At 71.6% G+C, this 19,073-nt stretch carries 4 protein-coding genes and 2 pseudogenes; 2 read left to right on the top strand and 4 right to left on the bottom strand.

The window, feature by feature from the left end; translation table 11 throughout:
* Positions 1-22: 22 nt before the first annotated feature.
* Positions 23-8,344: pseudogene (locus ACWDOP_RS11825) on the top strand (SDR family NAD(P)-dependent oxidoreductase); the annotation flags it as partial.
* A 245-nt stretch (positions 8,345-8,589) separates the two neighbouring features.
* Positions 8,590-15,054, top strand: a pseudogene (locus ACWDOP_RS11820) (type I polyketide synthase); the annotation flags it as partial.
* A 57-nt stretch (positions 15,055-15,111) separates the two neighbouring features.
* Here the strand turns inward: ACWDOP_RS11820 and ACWDOP_RS11815 are convergent.
* The 4 genes from ACWDOP_RS11815 to ACWDOP_RS11800 are packed head-to-tail and all read right to left on the bottom strand — an operon-like array spanning position 15,112 to position 19,031.
* A complete protein-coding gene (locus tag ACWDOP_RS11815; protein WP_454206614.1) occupies positions 15,112-15,537 on the bottom strand; it encodes an ester cyclase in 426 nt (141 codons plus the stop codon).
* A 46-nt stretch (positions 15,538-15,583) separates the two neighbouring features.
* Entirely contained in the window at positions 15,584-16,351 is a 768-nt protein-coding gene (locus ACWDOP_RS11810; RefSeq protein WP_456345038.1) for an SDR family NAD(P)-dependent oxidoreductase, read from the bottom strand.
* Positions 16,348-18,174 carry a dipeptide ABC transporter ATP-binding protein gene (locus ACWDOP_RS11805; protein ID WP_456345037.1) on the bottom strand — a complete coding sequence of 609 codons (1,827 nt, stop codon included), beginning with the start codon at positions 18,172-18,174 and terminating at the stop codon, positions 16,348-16,350. The genes ACWDOP_RS11810 and ACWDOP_RS11805 overlap by 4 nt, the downstream gene beginning before the upstream one ends.
* Complete coding sequence (locus tag ACWDOP_RS11800) at positions 18,171-19,031, bottom strand: ABC transporter permease (protein WP_456345036.1); 861 nt, start codon at positions 19,029-19,031, stop codon at positions 18,171-18,173. Before ACWDOP_RS11800 ends, ACWDOP_RS11805 begins: the two co-directional genes overlap by 4 nt.
* Positions 19,032-19,073: the final 42 nt, after the last annotated feature.

Genomic DNA, 19,073 nt, shown 5'->3' with positions numbered 1-19,073 from the left:
GCGAATAGTGAAAGGCACCGCTGTGAACGCTGTTGACGACGCCACCGGCGACGACAAGATCCGGCACCTGCTGCGCCGGGTGAGCGAGGAACTGTACAAGACCCGGCAGCAATTGCAGGAGGTCACCGCCGCCCAGCAGGAGCCGATCGCGATCGTCGCGCTCGGCTGCCGATTCCCGGGCGGGGCCGACACCCCGGAACGGTTCTGGGACCTGCTCAGCGCCGGTCGGGACGCCCTGTCCGAGTTTCCGGACGATCGCGGCTGGGACCTGGCCAACCTGTACCACGCGGACCCCGATCATCCCGGCACGGCCTACACCCGGCACGGTGGATTCCTCGACGGCGCAGCGGATTTCGATCCCGACTTCTTCGGGATCTCCCGGCGCGAGGCGCTGGCGATGGATCCGCAGCAGCGGCTGTTGCTGCACACGACGTGGGAGGCGTTCGAACGCGCGGGCATCGATCCGCGGTCGCTGCGCGGCAGCCGCACCGGGGTATACGTCGGCACCAACGGCCAGGACTACGTGACCGGCAGTGGCAGCGTGCCGGCCACTGTGGAGGGCTACCTGGTCACCGGCACCGCGGCCAGCGTGCTGTCCGGTCGCATCGCCTACACCCTGGGTTTCGAGGGACCCGCGCTCACCGTCGACACCGCGTGCTCGTCCTCCCTGGTCGCCCTGCACCTGGCGGTGCGGGCGTTGCGGGCGGGCGAGGTGGATTTCGCCGTCGCGGGCGGTGCGACGATCATGTCCACCCCGGCAATCTTCGTCGAGTTCTCCCGGCAGCGCGGGCTGTCCGTCGACGGCCGCTGCAAGGCGTTCGCCGACGGCGCGGACGGCACCGGCTGGGGTGAGGGCGCGGGCGTGCTACTGGTGGAACGTCTGTCGGACGCCCGGCGGCTGGGTCACGAGGTGCTGGCGGTGATCCGGGGCAGCGCGGTGAACCAGGACGGCGCGTCCAACGGGTTGACCGCGCCCAACGGCCCCGCCCAGCAACAGGTGATTCGGGAGGCGCTGGCCGATGCCGGGGTGAGCGCCGCCGAAGTGGACGCGGTCGAAGCGCACGGCACCGGCACCGAACTCGGCGACCCGATCGAGGCGCAGGCCCTGCTGGCAACCTACGGCCGCCACCGCGCGGAACCGCTGCTGCTCGGCGCGGTGAAGTCCAATATCGGCCACACCCAAGCCGCGGCGGGCGTGGCCGGTGTGATCAAGATGGTGCTGGCGCTACGCCACGGGACGCTGCCCGCGACCCTGCACGCGGAAAAGCCGTCCACCCTTGTCGATTGGACCGCCGGACAGGTCGAATTGGTGACCCGGTCGCGGCCGTGGAGTTCCGGCGGCAGGCCGCTGCGCGCGGGCGTCTCGGCCTTCGGGGTGTCCGGCACGAACGCCCACGTGATCCTCGAGCAGGCCACCGACCCCGAGCCGGCTCCCGAATCACCGGGCGCGCCACCTGTCGATTCCGCAGCGGGGGAGCCGGAGTCGTCGGGGCAGGTGCTGCCGTTCCTGGTCTCGGGGACCTCGGACGCTGCTCTGTACGCGCAAGCCGACGCGCTCGTGCGCCACCTCGCCGGCGTCGGTGACGCGGACCTGGAGTCCCTGTCGTCAGCCTTGATTCGTGATCGCGTCACCTTCGGGGCGCGGGCGGTGGTCACGGCCGCCGATCGTGACCAGCTGATCGCGGCGTTGTCGGGGCTGGCCGAGGGGACACCCGGGGCCGGAGTGACGGTGGGTGCGGCCGCCAAGGGCACGGTGGGCGTGGTCTTCGGCGGGCAGGGCAGTCAGCGCGCGGGGGTGGGAAAGCTTCTCTACCAGAGGTTTCCCGCCTTTCGAGAGTCCTTCGACGCGACGGTGGCGCTGCTGGACGAGCACCTCGGCGCGGCGGTGCGATTCCCGATTCGGGAGGTGGCCTTCGGCGCGCCGGGCACGGCCGGACTGATCGACGACACCACCTACACCCAGCCGGTGATCTTCGCCGTCGAGGTGGCGTTGTTCCGGTTGCTGGAATCGTGGGGCATCGAGATCGCCACGGTCGCAGGGCATTCCATCGGCGGGGTCGTGGCCGCGCACGTGGCGGGCGCACTGTCGCTGGCCGACGCGACCCGCCTGGTCGCCGCGCGTGGCCGGTTGATGGGCGCGCTGCCCCGAGGCGGCGCGATGGTCGCCGTCGAAGCGGCGGAGGACGAGATCCGGGCGGCGATCGAGCAGGCGGGCGCGGGCGCGACGGTGTCGGTCGCGGCCGTGAACGGCCCGCGCGCGGTGGTGATCTCCGGCGCCGAGCAGGCGGTGCTCGCGGTGTCGGCGGAACTGTCCGGCCGGGGCAGACGGGTCAAACGGCTCGTGGTGTCACACGCCTTCCATTCCGCGGCAATGGATCCCGTGCTGGCGGAGTTCGCCGAGGTGGTGTCCGCGCTGACCATTCCCGAATCCCTGGAGCGCACGCTCGTCTCGGATCTCACCGGTGCGGCGATCACCGCCGCCGAACTGTCCGACCCGGCGTACTGGGTGCGGCATCTGCGCGGCACCGTGCGCTTCGCGGACGTGGTCGCCGCGCTGCGGGCCGGAGGTGTCGGGGTGATCCTCGAGCTCGGCGCGGACGCGGTGCTCACGCCGATGGTGTCCGCCGTCCTGGCCGAGAGCCCCGACCCCGCGGTCGCGGTCGCGGCCGTCCGGAACGGGCGCGACGAGATCGCCACGGTGCTGGCCGCGGCCGCGGCCGTGCACGCCAACGGTCATACGGTCGATTGGACCGCGATCGTGCCGCCGCGGCGACGAACCGCACTGCCGACCTACGCATTCCGGTACGAGCGATTCTGGGCGACCACCACCGCGGCCACCGAGCCGGGCCGCGGCGAGCATCCCCTGCTCGCCACCACCGTCCGCCTCGCCTCCGGCGCGGGCGTTGTCGCGACCGGACGGCTGTCCGTCGCGGATCAGCCCTGGCTGGCCGAACACGTCGTCGCCGGGCGGATCTATGTGCCGGGGACCGCGCTCGCGGAGCTGGCAGTGCACGTAGCGGACGCGGTGGGTGTCGACGCGGTCGACGAACTCGTGATCGAGACGCCGCTGGTGCTGACCACCGAGTCCGGTGTCGAGGTCCAGGTCAGCGCGCACCGGGTCGACGAGCATCACGTCGTGGAGATCCACTCGCGCCCCCCTGCCGACCCGACCGCACCGTGGATCCGGCACGCGGCCGGCCGGCTCGATCGCTCCCGGGCGAGGGCCGTTGCGGCGGTGCCGGATTCGTGGCCGCCCGCGGGCGCCGAACCCGTCGAGCTCATCGACGCCTACTCCCGGCTGTCGGCCACGGGCTTGGACTACGGTCCCAGCTTCCAGGGGGTGCGCGCCCTCTGGCGGCGTGGGCAGACCCGTTACGCGGAGATCGCCCTGCCGGAATCCGGGCTCGCGGACCCGACCGGCTACGTGGTGCACCCCGCGCTGTTCGACGCCGCCCTGCACCCGGTCGCGCTCACCACCGAGGAACCTGCCGCACCGCGCATTCCGTTCGTGTGGAACGGATTCCGGGCGCATTCGGCCGGAGCCACGACGTTGCGAGTGAGCTTCACCGTCACCACCGACGGGTTGAGCGACCTGCTCGCCACCGATCCCGCCGGTGCACCGGTGTTCTCGGTCGAGAACCTCGTGCTGCGCGCCGCCCGGCCCGAGCACGCTCCGGCACAGGAGGGCCTGTACGAGACGGCATGGGTGGAATACGCACTGCCGACCGCGACATCGACCGGCGAACACCGGGTCTGGGATTCCATCGACCTCGATGCTCCCGTACACGCGGCCTTGGCGCTGCTGCGCGAGCCGGCCGAGCACGCGCGGATCCTGCTCACCCACAACGCCATTGCCGTCACCGCCGATGACCGCCCGGATTCCGCTACCGCCCCGATCTGGGGCCTGGCCCGGGTGGCCGCCACCGAGCGCGCCGGAACGATCACGGTGATCGACACCGATGACGCGGCCGAGTCCCGGAACATCCTGCCCCGCGCGCTGGCCGCCGCCGAGGCAGAACCGCAACTCGCGTTGCGCGCGGGCCGCGCGTACGTGCCCCGTTTGGTCCACGCGGGCACGGCCGCCGAGACCCGATCGGTGCGGGAGGGCATCGCGGCGGAACCCCGGCCGGCGCAGGAAGCCGCCGAGCCACGCACGTGGGACCCCGAGGGCACCGTGCTGATAACCGGCGGCACGGGTGGTCTGGGTGCGCTGTTGGCCCGGCATCTGGTGCGGCGCCACGGAGTTCGGCACCTGATTCTGGCCAGCCGGCGGGGAGCCGGCGCGCCCGGAGCTTCGGAGCTGGCAGCCGAGCTGCGCGGTCTGGGCGCACGGGTGCTGGTGGTCTCGGCCGATCTCGGCGATCGTGAGACCGTCGCCCGTGTGCTGGCGGCGGTGACCCCGGCGCATCCGCTCACCGCCGTGGTGCACGCGGCCGGAATCGTCGACGACGGAGTGCTCGACACCGTGACCGACGAGCGATTCGACGCGGTACTCGCACCGAAACTGGTGGCGGCACAGCTACTCGACGAGCTGACCCGCGACCTCGGGCTGTCCGCGTTCGTGCTGTATTCCTCGGTCGCCGGGCTGCTGGGCACCGCCGGGCAGGCCGCCTACGCGGCCGCCAACACCGGACTGGACGCCCTGGCGGCCCGCAGGTACGCGGACGGGCTGCCCGCCGTCTCGCTGGCCTGGGGTCTGTGGTCCGAATCGAGTGGCGTGACAGCGCATCTCACGGACGCGGACCGGGCTCGACTGGCCCGCCAGGGCGTGCGCGCGCTATCGGCCGAGCACGGACTCGACCTGTTCGACGCCGCCGTCTTCCACCGCGATACACCGCTGCTGGCCCCCGCGCCCCTGGACCTGTCGGCGTTCGAGCGGCCCGGTGCCACCGTGCCCCCGCTCCTGCGCGGATTGGTGCGGACCCGGCGCCGCCGCGTGGAATCGCCCGTCCGCGAGCCGGAGTCGGGCTTGGCCGCCCAGCTGCGGGGGCGGCTGGCCGAGGAACAGCGGGCGCTGCTGGTGGATGTGGTGCGCCGCGAAGCCGCCGTGGCGCTCGATCATCCGGACCCCGTCGGAATCCGGGGCGACCGCGCCCTGACCGAACTCGGCCTGGACTCGCTCACCGCGGTGGAACTGCGCAACCGCCTCGCGACCGCGACCGGATTGCGGCTGCCCGCCACCCTCACATTCGATCACCCGACCCCGCAGGCCATCGCCGAACTCCTGCACACGCGGCTGATCGGCACGGTCGAGACCGGCTCCACCGCCCGCACGGCGGACGCCGCCGACACCGATCCGATCGTCATCGTAGGAATGGCCCTGCGCCTGCCCGGCGGTATCGAGACTCCCGACGCGCTGTGGCGACTGCTCGACACCGGCGGGGACGCCATCTCCGAATTCCCGGCCGATCGTGGCTGGGATCTGGATTCGCTCTACGACGCCGATCCCGAGCGCGCCGGCACCTCCTACACCAGGCACGGCGGATTCCTGGTGGACGCCGCCGATTTCGACGCGGGACTGTTCGGCATCTCGCCGCGCGAAGCGCTGGCCACCGATCCGCAGCAGCGACTACTGCTCGAAACCAGCTGGGAGGCCCTGGAGCGCGCCGGCATCGATCCGACCTCGTTGCGCGGCAGCCGAACCGGAGTATTCGCGGGCACCATGTATCACGACTACGCACCGCACATTCAGGACGCGCCCGCCGATCTGGAGGGCTACCTGGTCAACGGCAGCGCGGGCAGCATCGCCAGCGGTCGCATCGCGTACACCTTCGGTTTCGAGGGGCCCGCGCTGAGCGTCGACACGGCCTGCTCGTCCTCGCTGGTAGCGCTGCATCTGGCGGCGCAGTCGCTGCGGTCGGGGGAGAGCGACCTGGCCCTGGCGGGCGGTGTGGCGATCATGGCCAGCCCGGCCACCTTCGTGGAGTTCTCCCGCCAGCGCGCACTGGCCGCCGACGGCCGCTGCAAGGCGTTCGCGGCCGCCGCCGACGGGACCGGCTGGGCCGAGGGCGTCAGCATGCTGGTGCTCGAAAGGCTCTCCGACGCCAGGCGATCCGGCCACCCGGTGCTGGCGGTGGTGCGCGGGTCGGCGGTCAACCAGGACGGCGCGTCGAGCGGTCTCACCGCGCCCAACGGTCCCGCGCAGCAGCGGGTGATCCGCCGGGCGCTGGCCAACGCGGGCTTGACCGCGAGCGAGGTCGACGTGGTGGAGGCCCACGGGACCGGCACCAGGCTGGGCGATCCGATCGAAGCCGAGGCGATCATCGCGACCTACGGCGCCGAACACGCCCCGGACCGGCCACTGTGGCTGGGATCGCTGAAGTCGAACGTCGGCCACACCCAGGCCGCTGCCGGTGGGGCCGGGATCATCAAGATGATTCTGGCACTGCGCAATCGACGGCTGCCGCGGACGCTGCACATCGACGAGCCCACACCGCACGTGGACTGGGCGGCCGGCACGGTACGCCTGCTGACCGAGGCCAGGCCGTGGGAGCCGCGGACCGTGCCGCGCCGGGCGGGCATCTCCTCGTTCGGAGTGAGCGGCACCAACGCCCACGTCATCATCGAAGAGCCGGCAGCACTGGAACTCGGCACCGTTGCGGGGGATATCCCGAAGCACGCCACGGCTGTATCGAGCGCCGACGCGGACGATTCGGTGCGGACCGGTGCGGCGTCGCCGACCGAATCAGCGACAGCGGATTCGGCGGCCCCGGTGGTGTGGGCGCTGTCCGGGCACGATGCCGCCGCTCTGCGCGGGCAGGCGGTCGCGCTGGCGACCTATCTGCGGGCCCGGCCCGAACTCGCCGACGCGGATGTCGCACGCACACTGTGGGATGCCCGCGCCGCGCTCGCCGAGCGGGCACTGATCGTGGGGGATGGGGCAGAGCTGCGCGGAGGGCTGGAGGCGCTGGCCTCCGGGGCGGCGCTGCCCGCCCACGTGGTCACCGGTACCGCCGACGTGACCGGGCGGACCGTGTTCGTGTTCCCCGGTCAGGGTGGCCAGTGGCCGGGTATGGCCGCCGAGTTGTACCGCACCACGCCGCGTTTCGCGCACCGGCTGGAGGAGTGCGCGCGAGCGCTGACGCCGTTCGTCGACTGGCCGGTGCTCGAGGTCCTGCTCGGGCGGGCCGAGATCGACACCGACCGGGTCGACGTGGTCCAACCCGCACTGTGGGCGATCATGGTCGCGCTCGCGGAGGTGTGGATCGCGCACGGCGTCCGCCCGGACGCGGTGGTGGGCCATTCGCAGGGGGAGATCGCCGCCGCGGTGGTTGCCGGTGCGCTCTCGCTCGAGGACGGTGCGCGAGTGGTCGCGTTGCGCAGCAAAGCGATTGCCGCTCATGCCGGACACGGCGCGATGGCGGCGGTCTCGTTGTCCGCGGCGGCCGCCGCGGAACTGGTGGCCGAGTACGACGGCCGAATCTCGCTGGCCGTGGTGAACTCACCGACCTCGGTGGTGCTCTCCGGAGCGGTGGCGGCCGTCGAGGAGGTCCTGGCCCGGCTGGACGCGCAGGGTGTGCGCAACCGGCGAGTGGCGGTCGACTACGCCTCGCACTCCGCGCAGATGTACGACCTGCGGGCGACCCTGCACACCGAACTCGCCCCGGTCAGCCCGGTCGCCGCGACCATTCCCGTGCTGTCGACGGTATCGGCGGACTGGCTCGACGGACCGGAGCTCACGGGGGAGTACTGGTTCGAGAACATCAGCGGCACGGTGCGATTCGAGGAGGCGACCCGGTTGCTGCTGGCGGGCGGGTACCGGGCCTTCGTCGAGATCGGACCGCACCCGGTGCTGTCCTCGGTCCTCGAGGAGACCATTGCCGAGGTGGGCACCCCCGCCACGGTCGTGGTGGGCACCCTGCGCCGCGACGAAGGCGGCCCGCAGCGCATCGCGCTCTCGGTGGCCACGGCGGTCAGCCGGGGCCTGGCTGTCGACGCCGAGACGCTGCTGCACGGGCACGGACACCGAATCGAGCTGCCCACCTACGCTTTCCAGCGCAGCAGGTACTGGATCGACGCGGACCGCTCGGCGTCGCGCCGGGGTGACCGGCCCGCGCCGGCCTCGAGCGACATCGTCGAAACGACGAGTTCCGTCGTCCTGGATCGGTTCTCCGGTCTCGATGAGACCGAGCGGCGTGGCGCGGTGCTCGAACTGGTGCGGGCGGAGACCGCGGCCGTGCTCAAACACGGCGGTGCCGACGATGTTCCGGCCACTCGCGCCTTCCGCGAACTGGGCCTGGACTCGCTGACCGCGGTGGATCTGCGCAACCGGTTGCGCACCGCGACCGGACTCGCGCTGCCCGCCACGCTCATCTTCGATCATCCGGCTCCCGCGGCCGTCGCGGAGTACATCGCCACCGCCCTGCCCCGCGCGGGCAGCGCCGACCGCGGCCCGATCGATGCCGATGACGCGCTGCGCGCCCTCGAGGAACTACTGATCGGCGGCGGCACCGGCACCGAATCGGTCGCCGAGCGACTGCGTTCGCTCGCCGATCGCCTCGCCGCACCCGGAGCCGAGGTCGACCTCGACTCCGCCTCCGACGACGAACTATTCGACCTGGTAGACAGGAACTGACCGCGATGGCCACCGAAGCCAAACTCCGTGAATACCTCAAGCGTTCCATCGCCAAGGAACAGCGCCTGCAACAGCGCCTCGACGAGATCGAGGCCCGCACCCGCGAACCGATCGCCATCGTGAGCACGGCCTGCCTGCTGCCCGGCGGGATCGCCTCGCCCGAACAGCTGTGGGAGCTGGTGGCGGGCGGCGGCGACGCGGTCGGCCCCTTCCCCGCCGACCGTGGCTGGGATCTGGAGGCGCTCTACGATCCGGACCCGGACGTGCCCGGCACCTCCTACGCCCGGCACGGCGGATTCCTCACCGGTGCGGGCGAATTCGATCCCGAGTTCTTCGGCATCTCGCACCGCGAGGCGCTCTCGATGGACCCGCAGCAACGATTGCTGCTCCGGGTCACCTGGGAGGCGTTCGAACGCGCGGGCCTGGACCCGCACGCGTTCAAGGGCAGCCGCACCGGTGTGTACGCCGGACTCGCCGGGCACGACTACGGTTCGCGCCTGGACCCCGTCCCCGAGGAGCTCGAGGGTTACCTCGCTATCAACAATCTCGGCAGCGTGGTCTCGGGCCGGATCGCCTACACCTTCGGTTTCGCCGGCCCCGCGGTCACCGTCGACACGGCATGCTCGTCGTCGCTGGTGGCGTTGCACCTCGCGGTGCGGGCGCTGCGGGCGGGGGAGGTCGATTTCGCGGTCGCGGGCGGCGCGTCGGTGATGTCCACTCCGATCGGGTTCACCGAGTTCTCCCGCCAGCGCGGACTGGCCGCGGACGGGCGCTGCAAGGCGTTCTCCGACGACGCCGACGGCACCGGCTGGTCCGAGGGCGTGGGAATCGTTCTACTGGAACGGCTTTCGGAAGCTCGCCGCAACGGCCATCAGGTGCTGGCGGTGGTCCGCGGCAGTGCGATCAACCAGGACGGCGCCTCCAACGGCCTGACCGCACCCAACGGGCCGGCCCAGCAGCGCGTGATCCGCGAGGCGCTCGCCGACGCCGGGCTCGGCGTGGGCGACGTCGACGCCGTCGAGGCACACGGCACCGGCACGGTGCTCGGGGATCCCATCGAGGCCCAGGCCATCCTGGCGACCTACGGCTCACGCACCGGCGGTGAACCGCTGTTGCTCGGCTCCCTGAAGTCCAACATCGGGCACGCCCAGGCCGCGGCGGGTGTCGCGGGTGTGATCAAACTCGTCGAGGCCCTCCGCCACGGCCACCTGCCCGAAACCCTGCATCTGGGAACGCCGTCCACACTCGTGGATTGGGATGCGGGCCGCGTCGAACTTCTCTCGCAGGCACGCGACTGGCCCGATACCGGCCGAGCCAGGCGCGCGGGCGTCTCCGCCTTCGGCGTCTCGGGCACCAACGCACACGTCATCGTCGAACAGGCCGTCGACGAGCCGCTCGAAGGCGCGACCGGATCGCCGGCCGCGCCGCCACTGCCGTTCGTGGTATCGGGCAGGGGCGCGGACGGCTTGCGCGCGCAGGCCGCACGGCTCGCCGAGTTCGTTTCGGGGACCACGGCCGAACCGGCCTCGATTGCCTCGGCGCTGGTAAGGGACCGGGTCGCGCACGACACCCGTGCGGTCGTCGTCGCGGCAGGGCGAGGGGAGCTGACGGCCGCCTTGGAAGCCCTGGCGCGGGGGCACGCGACATCCACGGCGGCGCTCACCACGGCCGCCACCGGTGGAGTCGGTGTCGTCTTCGCCGGGCAGGGTAGCCAGCGCGCCGGGGCGGGAGCCGCCCTGTACGAACGGTTTCCGGTGTTCGCGGCGGCCTTCGACGCGGCAGCCGACGCGCTGGACCGCTATCTCGGTGCGGCCGTGCAGCATTCGGTGCGCGACGTCGCCTTCGGCGCGGCGGGAACCGAGGGTCTCATCGATTCGACCCTCTACACCCAGCCGGTGATCTTCGCTTTCGAGACCGCCCTGTATCGGCTGGTGGTGTCCTGGGGTGTCGAGATTCGCACTGTCGCGGGGCATTCCATCGGCGGGATCGTGGCCGCGCACGCGGCGGGGGTGCTCTCGCTCGGGGATGCCGCGCGGCTCGTCGCGACCCGCGCGCGATTGATGGGGGCCCTACCCGCGGGTGGGGCGATGATCGCGATCGAGGCCACCGAGGCAGAGGTGCGTGCGGTCATCGACGCGGTGGCCGCCCGGGCGAGCAGCGTCGCGCACGCCGGAGACGGCGCCGCTGTGGCGCTGGAGGACTCGCCGCGGGTGTCGATCGCCGCGGTGAACGGGCCCGACGCGGTGGTCGTGTCCGGGGTCGAGGACGCGGTGGTGGCGGTCGCCGCCGAACTCACCGGATCGGGGCGGCGGGTGAAGCGGCTGGCGGTCTCGCACGCGTTCCACTCACCGCTGATGGAACCCGTGCTCGACGAATTCGCCAGTGTGGTGGCCGAACTGGACTTCGCCGAACCCGACGGGGTCACGCTGATATCGGACAGCACCGGCGCGGTCGCCGGTCGCGACGAGCTGGCCGAGCCCGACTACTGGGTCCGGCATCTGCGCGGTACGGTGCGATTCGCCGACGCGGTGCGCACGGCACGCGCCCAGGGCGTGGGAGTCTTCCTAGAGATCGGGGCCGATTCGGTACTCGCACCGCTGATCTCGGCAACCCTGACCGAGGACGATAACGAGGTCGCGGTGACGGCGCTGGTGCGCCGGGGCCGGCCCGAGGTCGCCACCGTACTGACCGCCGCCGGGGTCGTCCACGCGCACGGCCATCGGGTCGACTGGGCCGAGATCGTTCCCCGGGCTCCCCGTATCACCCTGCCCACCTATGCCTTTCAGCAGCAGATCTTCTGGGCCGAACCCGTCGCCGGGACTCGTACCGGCCGAGCGGCCGGAGCGGCGGCCCTGGACCATCCGCTACTGTCGGCGGTGATCACGGCCGCCGAAGGCGATCGACTGTTGCTCACCGGGCAATTGTCGTTGCGCACTCATCCGTGGCTGGCCGACCACGCGGTCCTGGGCACGGTGATCGTGCCCGGCACCGCGCTACTCGACCTGGTGGCCCGAGCGGGTGAGGAAGCCACGCTGCCCTCGATCGAGGAACTGATCGTGGAATCCCCGCTGGTACTGGGCGATTCCGCCGTCGACCTCCAGGTCGCGGTGAGCGCGAACGGGGACGGCACCTCCGCCGTCACGATCCACTCCCGGCCGCTCGGCGGCGCCGCCGATGCCTGGACCAGGCACGCGACCGCCGTGATCGGTCCGGAAAACCTCGCGAGCACAGCGGATCTCGGCGTCTGGCCGCCACCGGGAGCCGCGCCCGTCGATGTGACCGGCATCTATCCCACGCTCTTGGCGACGGGCCTCGCCTACGGTCCCGCCTTCCAGGGACTGCGCCGCGCCTGGGAGCGCGACGACGAGCTCTTCGTCGAAGTGGAACTGCCCGAAACGGCCGGCACCCGGCCCGAGGGCTTCGCCGTGCACCCGGCCCTGCTCGACGCGGCGGTCCATCTCCCCGCCCTGCGAGCGTTGGCCGACGTACCTCCCGGGCAGAACCGCCTGCCCTTCGCCTGGACCGGGGTCAGGATATTCGCCGCCGGTGCGGCGGCACTGCGGGTGCGCATCGCATCGACCGGCCCCGACACGGTCGCCATCGACGCCGCCGACCCGTCCGGAGCACCGGTCCTGAGTATCGACAGCCTGGTGGCACGCCGCGTATCCACCGCGCAATTGCGCTCGTCCCGTGCGGAATTGCGCGACACCCTGTTCGAGGTCGTCTGGACCGACAGCGCCGCCACCGCCGGCCCGGCGCACTGGCTGGTCCTCGACGGCGGCACCGATTCGCGGCCGGTGCTCGACGCCTTGCGCGCGAGCGGCCACCGCGCCGAAGCCGACGGCGAGGGTATCGACGGCGGTCTCGCCCGAAGCGGTTCTGTCGGAGGCGGTCTCGGCGATGGCCGACTTCCCGCGGCCGGTCCCGGCGACATCCAGACCGGTGAGAACAGCCCCGCCGGCGGCAAGCCCGCGGGAGACGACGCCGCCGATGGTCCGGCCGGTGGACGACGCCACCCGATCACCGACGCGGCGACGGTGGGAAGTAATTCTGCCGCCGACGCCGCGATAGTCGCTGTTGCCGACGTCGATGCGTTGCTACCGGTGCTACAGCGCTGGCTCGCCGATCCCGCAACCGGCACGGTGCCGCTGGTCGTGCTCACGCGCGGTGCGGTCGCCCTCGGGGAAACCGAAGTGCCTGACTCGGCCGCCGCCGCGGTGTGGGGGCTGGTCAGGTCGGTGCAGGCCGAGCATCCGGATCGGTTGCTGCTCAGCGATATCGATGACGCGCCGGAGTCCTGGTTCGCGCTCGCCGCGGCCGTGCACGCGGCGGGCGACGGCGACACTCAGACCGCGGTGCGGGCCGGGCGGGTCTCGGTACCCCGGCTGCGGCGCTGGGATCCGCCCGCCGCCGAGGAGATCTCGAGCTGGGACACCACGGGCACCACGCTGATAACCGGTGGCCTCGGCGGACTCGGCGCCGAGGTGGCACGCCACCTGGTGTTCACACACGGGGTTCGGTCGCTGGTGCTGGCCGGTCGCCGGGGCGCGGCCACCGAGGGCGCGGCGGAACTGGCCGCGGAACTCGAATCCACCGGTGCCGCGGTCACTCTCGCGGCTCTCGATGTGACCGATGACGCCGCGCTGCGCGAGGTTCTGGCGGACATCCCGGGAGACCGGCCGCTGACCACCGTCATCCATGCCGCCGGCCTGGTCGACGATGGGCTGTTCGACACCCTCACCCCCGAACGAATCGCCGCCGTCGCCGCGCCCAAGAGCGGCGGCGCCCACAGCCTGGACGCACTGACCCGCACACTCCCCACCGTGTCCCGATTCGTGCTCTTCTCCTCGGTGTCGGCACAACTCGGCGGTCCGGGCCAAGCTGCCTACACCGCCGCGAACGCCGAACTCGATGCCATTGCCGCACAGCGGCGTGCACTCGGACTACCGGCGGTCTCCATCTCCTGGGGCCTGTGGGAACGCGCGAGCGGCACGACGGCGGCGCTCTCGGCCACCGACCGTGCGCGCATAGCCAGAAACGGGCTGCGAGCCCTGCCGACGGCGACCGCGCTGGCACTGCTCGACGCGGCCGCGGCAGTTCCCGCCGGGTCCGCGGCGGCCACCTCCGCGCAAGCGACCGCTGACGACCTCGTCGCGGGGACAGACGGTCGAGGGGAGGCAGTCGTGCACAACCCCGCCGTGGTCATCGCGGCCGGATTCGATGGGCGGGCACTGGCTCGGCGGACCGATGCGCTGCCGCCGGTGCTGCGGTCGCTGGTGCCGGTGCGGCGGCGTACCGCGGCCGGAAACGCGGATTCCGGATCGGTGCTGCGCACGATCGCGGCATTGGACGGGGTGGCCCGAGAGCGTGCCCTGCTCGATCTGGTGCGCGCCGAAGTCGGTGTGGCGCTGGCTCATCCGTCTCCCGATACCATCGCCGGTGACCGGGCGTTGATCGAACTGGGGCTGGATTCGCTCAGCGCCGTCGAGTTGCGCAACGGGTTGGGGCGGGTGACCGGGCTGCGCCTGCCCGCGACCCTCACCTTCGACTATCCGACGCCGCAGGCCATCGCCGAGTTCCTCGGCGGGCAGGTCGGGGATTCTCCGGAACCGGCCGCGGCGGTCGGCGCCGCGAGCGCGGGCCTGTCCGCGATCCACCGTCGAATGCACGACGCCGGAAAGCACTTCGAGGCCGCGCAGTTGCTCGTTGCCGCGTCGCACGCGCGCACCACGTTCGGCGTGGACGAGCGCGCACGGCACGCGCTGGCTCCGATCCGGCTCGCACAGGGGCCGGGAGAGACAGTGGTGGTGGCGTTCCCTGCGGTGAGCGCGATCTCCGGTCCGCACGAATACTCGCGCGTGGCACAGGAATTGCGCGGTGAACGCGATGTGTACGTGGTGCCCGCGCCGGGCTTCACCGCGGGTAGCGATGACCTGCCCGATTCGGTCGACACCCTGGTACGGCTGGGCGTGGAGGCGCTCGTCGAGGCGGTCGGTGATCGTCCGTTCGTGGTGCTGGGCCGTTCCATGGGCGGCTGTGTCGCGCACGCGGTCACCGCCGCCCTGGAATCGGAGGGTCACGCGCCACGCGGGCTGCTGCTCGTGGACAGCTATCCGGTCGAGGCGGCGCTGGAACCCGGCATGGAATGGTGGACCGGGGCCATGATCGGCGGCATGCTCGCGCGCGTCGATCGCTTCGATATGGCGGTGCAGGACGAGCGGCTCACCGCCATGGGCACCTACAACCGGCTGTTCCTGGACTGGCGCGCCACCCCGGTGCGCACGCCGATCCACCTGTTGCGCTCGGATACTCCGCTGCCCGGCACCCGCACCGATGGGCCCCGGGACTGGCGGGCCTTCTGGCCCGTACCGCACGGCACCGCCGATATTCCCGGCGACCACTTCACGGTGCTCGAGGAGGACGCGGTCACGACCGCGCAGGCCCTGCGCACGTGGATCGATACCCTGGAAAGCGCGTAACGATCGAACGACGAAGCCCGGCACGGAAATCCGTGCCGGGCTTCGGTGTTCTCGAACTCAGCGGGCGAGCTGGGCGATGATGCCGTACCGATCCGGCAGCACCCCGTATTCGACGATGCGGCCGTCCTGGAAGCGGATGGTGCTGATGCTGACCCCGGTGAACCGGCGGCCCGCGCCCCGGTCCGGCACACCGAAGATCTCACCGCGCTGAATGCCGTCGATCGTCCAGTACACGACCACCCGGTCGGCCTCGGCGATCAGATCGTCGACCGTGGCGGTGACGCCTTCGACATTCTCACGCAGCCAGGTGATGTGCTCGACGAATCCGGACCGGCCCTTGATGTTCCCGGCCGGGACCGCGGTGTCGCGGCCGTCCTCGGCGATGATCTCGTCGAGCACCTCGAGCTTGCCCTGCGACACCACTTCATCGTAGAACCGCCGGGCGACGGCCTTGTTGGCCTCGATGGCAGAGATCGTGGTCATCCTGTGCTCCTTCGTACGGTTGTCGAACTATCGGATCGAAAGGGGTTCAGAAGCCCTGACCGGGCAGCGGCAGAATGCCGAGGTTGGCATCAAGCCCGCCGTCCACGACGAGGGTGGTGCCGGTGATGTAGCCGGCCGCGGGCGAAGCCAGGAACCAGATGGCCTCGGCCTGCTCTACGGGTTCAGCAAAGCGGCCCAGAGGAATCCGCCGCTCGATGACGGCCAGCAGCGTGGGGTCCTGATGCACATTGGCGGTGATGCCGGTGCGGGTCAGACCCGGCGCGAGCGCGTTGATCCGCACCCCCTGCGCGGCGTAGTCGATCGCGAAGGCGCGCACCAGGTTGATCAGTGCGCCCTTGGACGCGTTGTAGGCCCAGTTGCCCGGATCCCCGCGCAGGCCCGCCACCGAGGCGGTGAAGATCGCCGACCCGCCGCTCACGCGCAGCGCCGGAATCGCCGCTCGCAGACCGTGAATCGGCCCGCGCAGGTTGACACCGAAGATGCGGTCGGCCGCATCGACCGCCCCGGGCGTCTCGAGCGGGGGAGTACCACCGGTTCCGGCATTAAGGACCAGGGTGTCGATGCGGCCGAACCGATCCAGGGCGACGCGCACCGCGGCCACGTTCACGGCTTCGGTGGAGACGTCACCGCTCAGGGGCACCGGATTCCCGGACAGCTCGGCCAGGCCGCGCTCGTCCACGTCCACGGCGACCACCCGGTATCCGCGCTCGGCGAACAGTTCCGCGGTGGCGCGGCCGATACCGGACGCGGCGCCGGTGACGATCGCGACCCGCGGGTCATCGGTCGATGTCATGCGATTCCTTTCGAGAGTGAATGTTCGGGCGTCGAGAGTGCGAGTTCAGGTGCCGCGGCCGGGACCGGTGGCCGCGGGACGGCCGCGAGCAGTTGCCGGGTGTAGGCGTGCTGCGGATTCGCGAAAACCGCTGCCGTATCACCCATCTCGACAATGTGGCCGTCGTGGATGATCGCCACCCGCCGGCAGAGCCTGCGCACCACCGCCAGATCATGGGAGATGAGCAGCAGCGCGGCTCCGCTGTCGCGCCGGACCCGGTCGAACAGGTCCAGAATCTGGGCCTGGATGGTGATGTCGAGTGCGGAGACCGGTTCATCGGCCACGATCAGCTCCGGTGCGGCGGCCAGGGCTCGTGCTATGGCCACCCGCTGGCGCTGTCCGCCGGACAACCGTGCGGGACGGGCATCGCGCAGCCCGGCCGAGAGCCCGACGTCGGCGAGCAGTTCGCCGACGCGTTCGGCGCGCGCGGCCCGAGACCAGGTCCGCGGCAGGGCCTCGCCGATGATCGTCGCGACCGAATGCCGGGGATCGAAGGCGCTCGCGGGATCCTGGTCTATGAGCTGGACCCGATGCCGGTGCGGCCGCCGGTCGCGCTCGCGCAGCCGCGACCAGGGTGCGCCGTCGAGCAGCACCTCACCGCTGTCGGGTGACAGATGTGCGAGGGCCAAACGGGCCAATGTGCTCTTGCCCGAACCGGATTCGCCGACCACGCCCAAGGCTTGCCCGGGGTGCAGCGTGAACGATGCCGGTTCCAGACCCACGGTACGACCGCCGGCGGGCAGTCGATAGTGCTTGCTCGCCGCCCGGAACTCCAGTAGCGGCACAGCGTCCACCGCCGCTGCCTTGTCGGGCGGGCCGGACACCACTTCGACCGGTGCCGTAGCCAGGCCCGGGCGCAGACAGCGCACCGTGCGCCCATCGGCCAGCGGGACGGGTTCGGGCAGGCCGGTACGGCAGTCGTCGCCGGCGAGGGGACAGCGCGGCGCGAACGGGCATCCGGTCTCGGCCGGGTCGGCCCAACGCGGTGCGGTCGATGCCAGCATCGGCCCGTCCAGTCGTGGTGCGGCGGAGAGCAGTTCGGCGGTATACGGATGCGCGGGCGCACCCAGCACCACCTCGGCCGGTCCCTGCTCGACGACGACCCCGGCATACATGACCGCGACCGTGTCCGCCGACTCGGCGACCACCGCCAGATCGTGGCTGATCAGAACTATCGCCGTGCCGGCCGCCCGCAGTTCCGACAGCAGAGCCAGAATCTGTTGCTGTACAACGACATCCAGCGCGGTCGTGGGTTCGTCGGCGATCAGTAGCTCCGGCCCGGCCGCCAGTGCCGACGCGATCAGCGCGCGCTGGCGCAGGCCCCCGGACAGCTCGTGCGGATACTGCCGCCAGCGTCGCTCGGGATCGCCGATGCCCGCGCGCCGCAGCAGCCCGAACACCAGGTCGTCGAGGTCGTCGGCGGTGGCGAGCCGGTGGATCTCGAGCGGCTCGGCGACCTCGTAGCCGATCCGGCGTAGCGGATCCAGGGAGGTCAGCGCGTCCTGGAGCACGAAACCCACACGGCGGCCCCGGATTCGCCGCCAGCGCGCGCTGTTCGCGTCGCGCAGGTCGTCCGTGCCGAGGGTCAGTTCGCGGGCACGCACCCGCGCGTCGGCTCCGGCCAGCCCGACCAGGGCCCGCGCGGTCACGCTCTTACCGGACCCGGATTCGCCGACCAGCGCCACACATCGGCCCCGGTCGACCTCCAGATCGACCGACCGCACCGCGACGGTGCGGCCGAAGGCCACCGACAAATCTCGCACCGACAGCAGCCGTTCGCTCATCGAGTGACTCCGTCCACGCGTTCGCGCAGGGCGCGACCGGCCACACTGATCGACATCACGGTGACGGTGATCGCCAGCCCGGGGAACAGCGCCAGGGTCCACGCGGCGGACAGATAGTTCCGGGACTGCGCGAGCATCGCGCCCCACTCCGGCACCGCGGTGTCGGGCCCCAGCCCGAGGAAACTCAGCGACGAGCCGATGATGATCGCGGTTCCGATATTGATCACCACCAGCACACTCAGCGGCAGCAGGACATTGGGCACGATGTGGCGCCACGTCACCCGCCACGGCGCGATGCCCAGATCCAGTGCCGCACGCACATAGGCCAATCGGCGTACCTCATGGGTGCGGATCCGCACGAGCCGGGTGAAACCCGGTGTCAGCGCGATGGTGATGGCCAGCACCACGTTGCCGGTTCCCGGGCCCAGCACCGCCACCACCAGCAGCGCCATCAGAATGGTCGGAAAGGCCAGCAGCACGTCGGCGAGCCGCATCCCGACCTGATCGGCCACCGGGCCGCCCAGCGCCGAGCCCAGTCCCCAGAGCGTCCCCGCGACGGTCGCGAGCAGCGTGGACCCGACCCCGACGAGCAGCGAGGCCCGCGCGCCGTACACCACACGCGCGTACTCGTCGCGGCCCAGCCAGTCGGTGCCGAAAAGATGCGTGCCGCTCGGTGATTGCAGGGCGATGCCGGGATCGATGGACTCCGGCGAACCGGCCAGCAACTGCGGTGCGATGACCGCGACAGCGGCCAGCGCCAGCACCGTCGCGGCGACCAATCGGCCGGGTCGTGGCAGGGAATGCCGGTCCCGCAAGCGAATCGGCTTCGCCCGCCCTGCCGGCGCGGCTGTGGTCATCGGGTCACCTCGTGAATTCGGGGGCCGCCCAGGTGATAGTGC

Source organism: Nocardia sp. NPDC003693, assembly GCF_053981095.1.
Note: the sequence above shows the minus strand (reverse complement) of the source record. Positions and strands in the feature narration are given on the sequence as shown.

Coding starts and splice junctions, on each gene's coding strand:
- ACWDOP_RS11815 (WP_454206614.1), bottom strand. CDS start 15,537: ATGACCACGATCTCTGCCATCGAGGCCAACAAGGCCGTCGCCCGGCGG.
- ACWDOP_RS11800 (WP_456345036.1), bottom strand. CDS start 19,031: ATGACCACAGCCGCGCCGGCAGGGCGGGCGAAGCCGATTCGCTTGCGG.
- ACWDOP_RS11810 (WP_456345038.1), bottom strand. CDS start 16,351: ATGACATCGACCGATGACCCGCGGGTCGCGATCGTCACCGGCGCCGCG.
- ACWDOP_RS11805 (WP_456345037.1), bottom strand. CDS start 18,174: ATGAGCGAACGGCTGCTGTCGGTGCGAGATTTGTCGGTGGCCTTCGGC.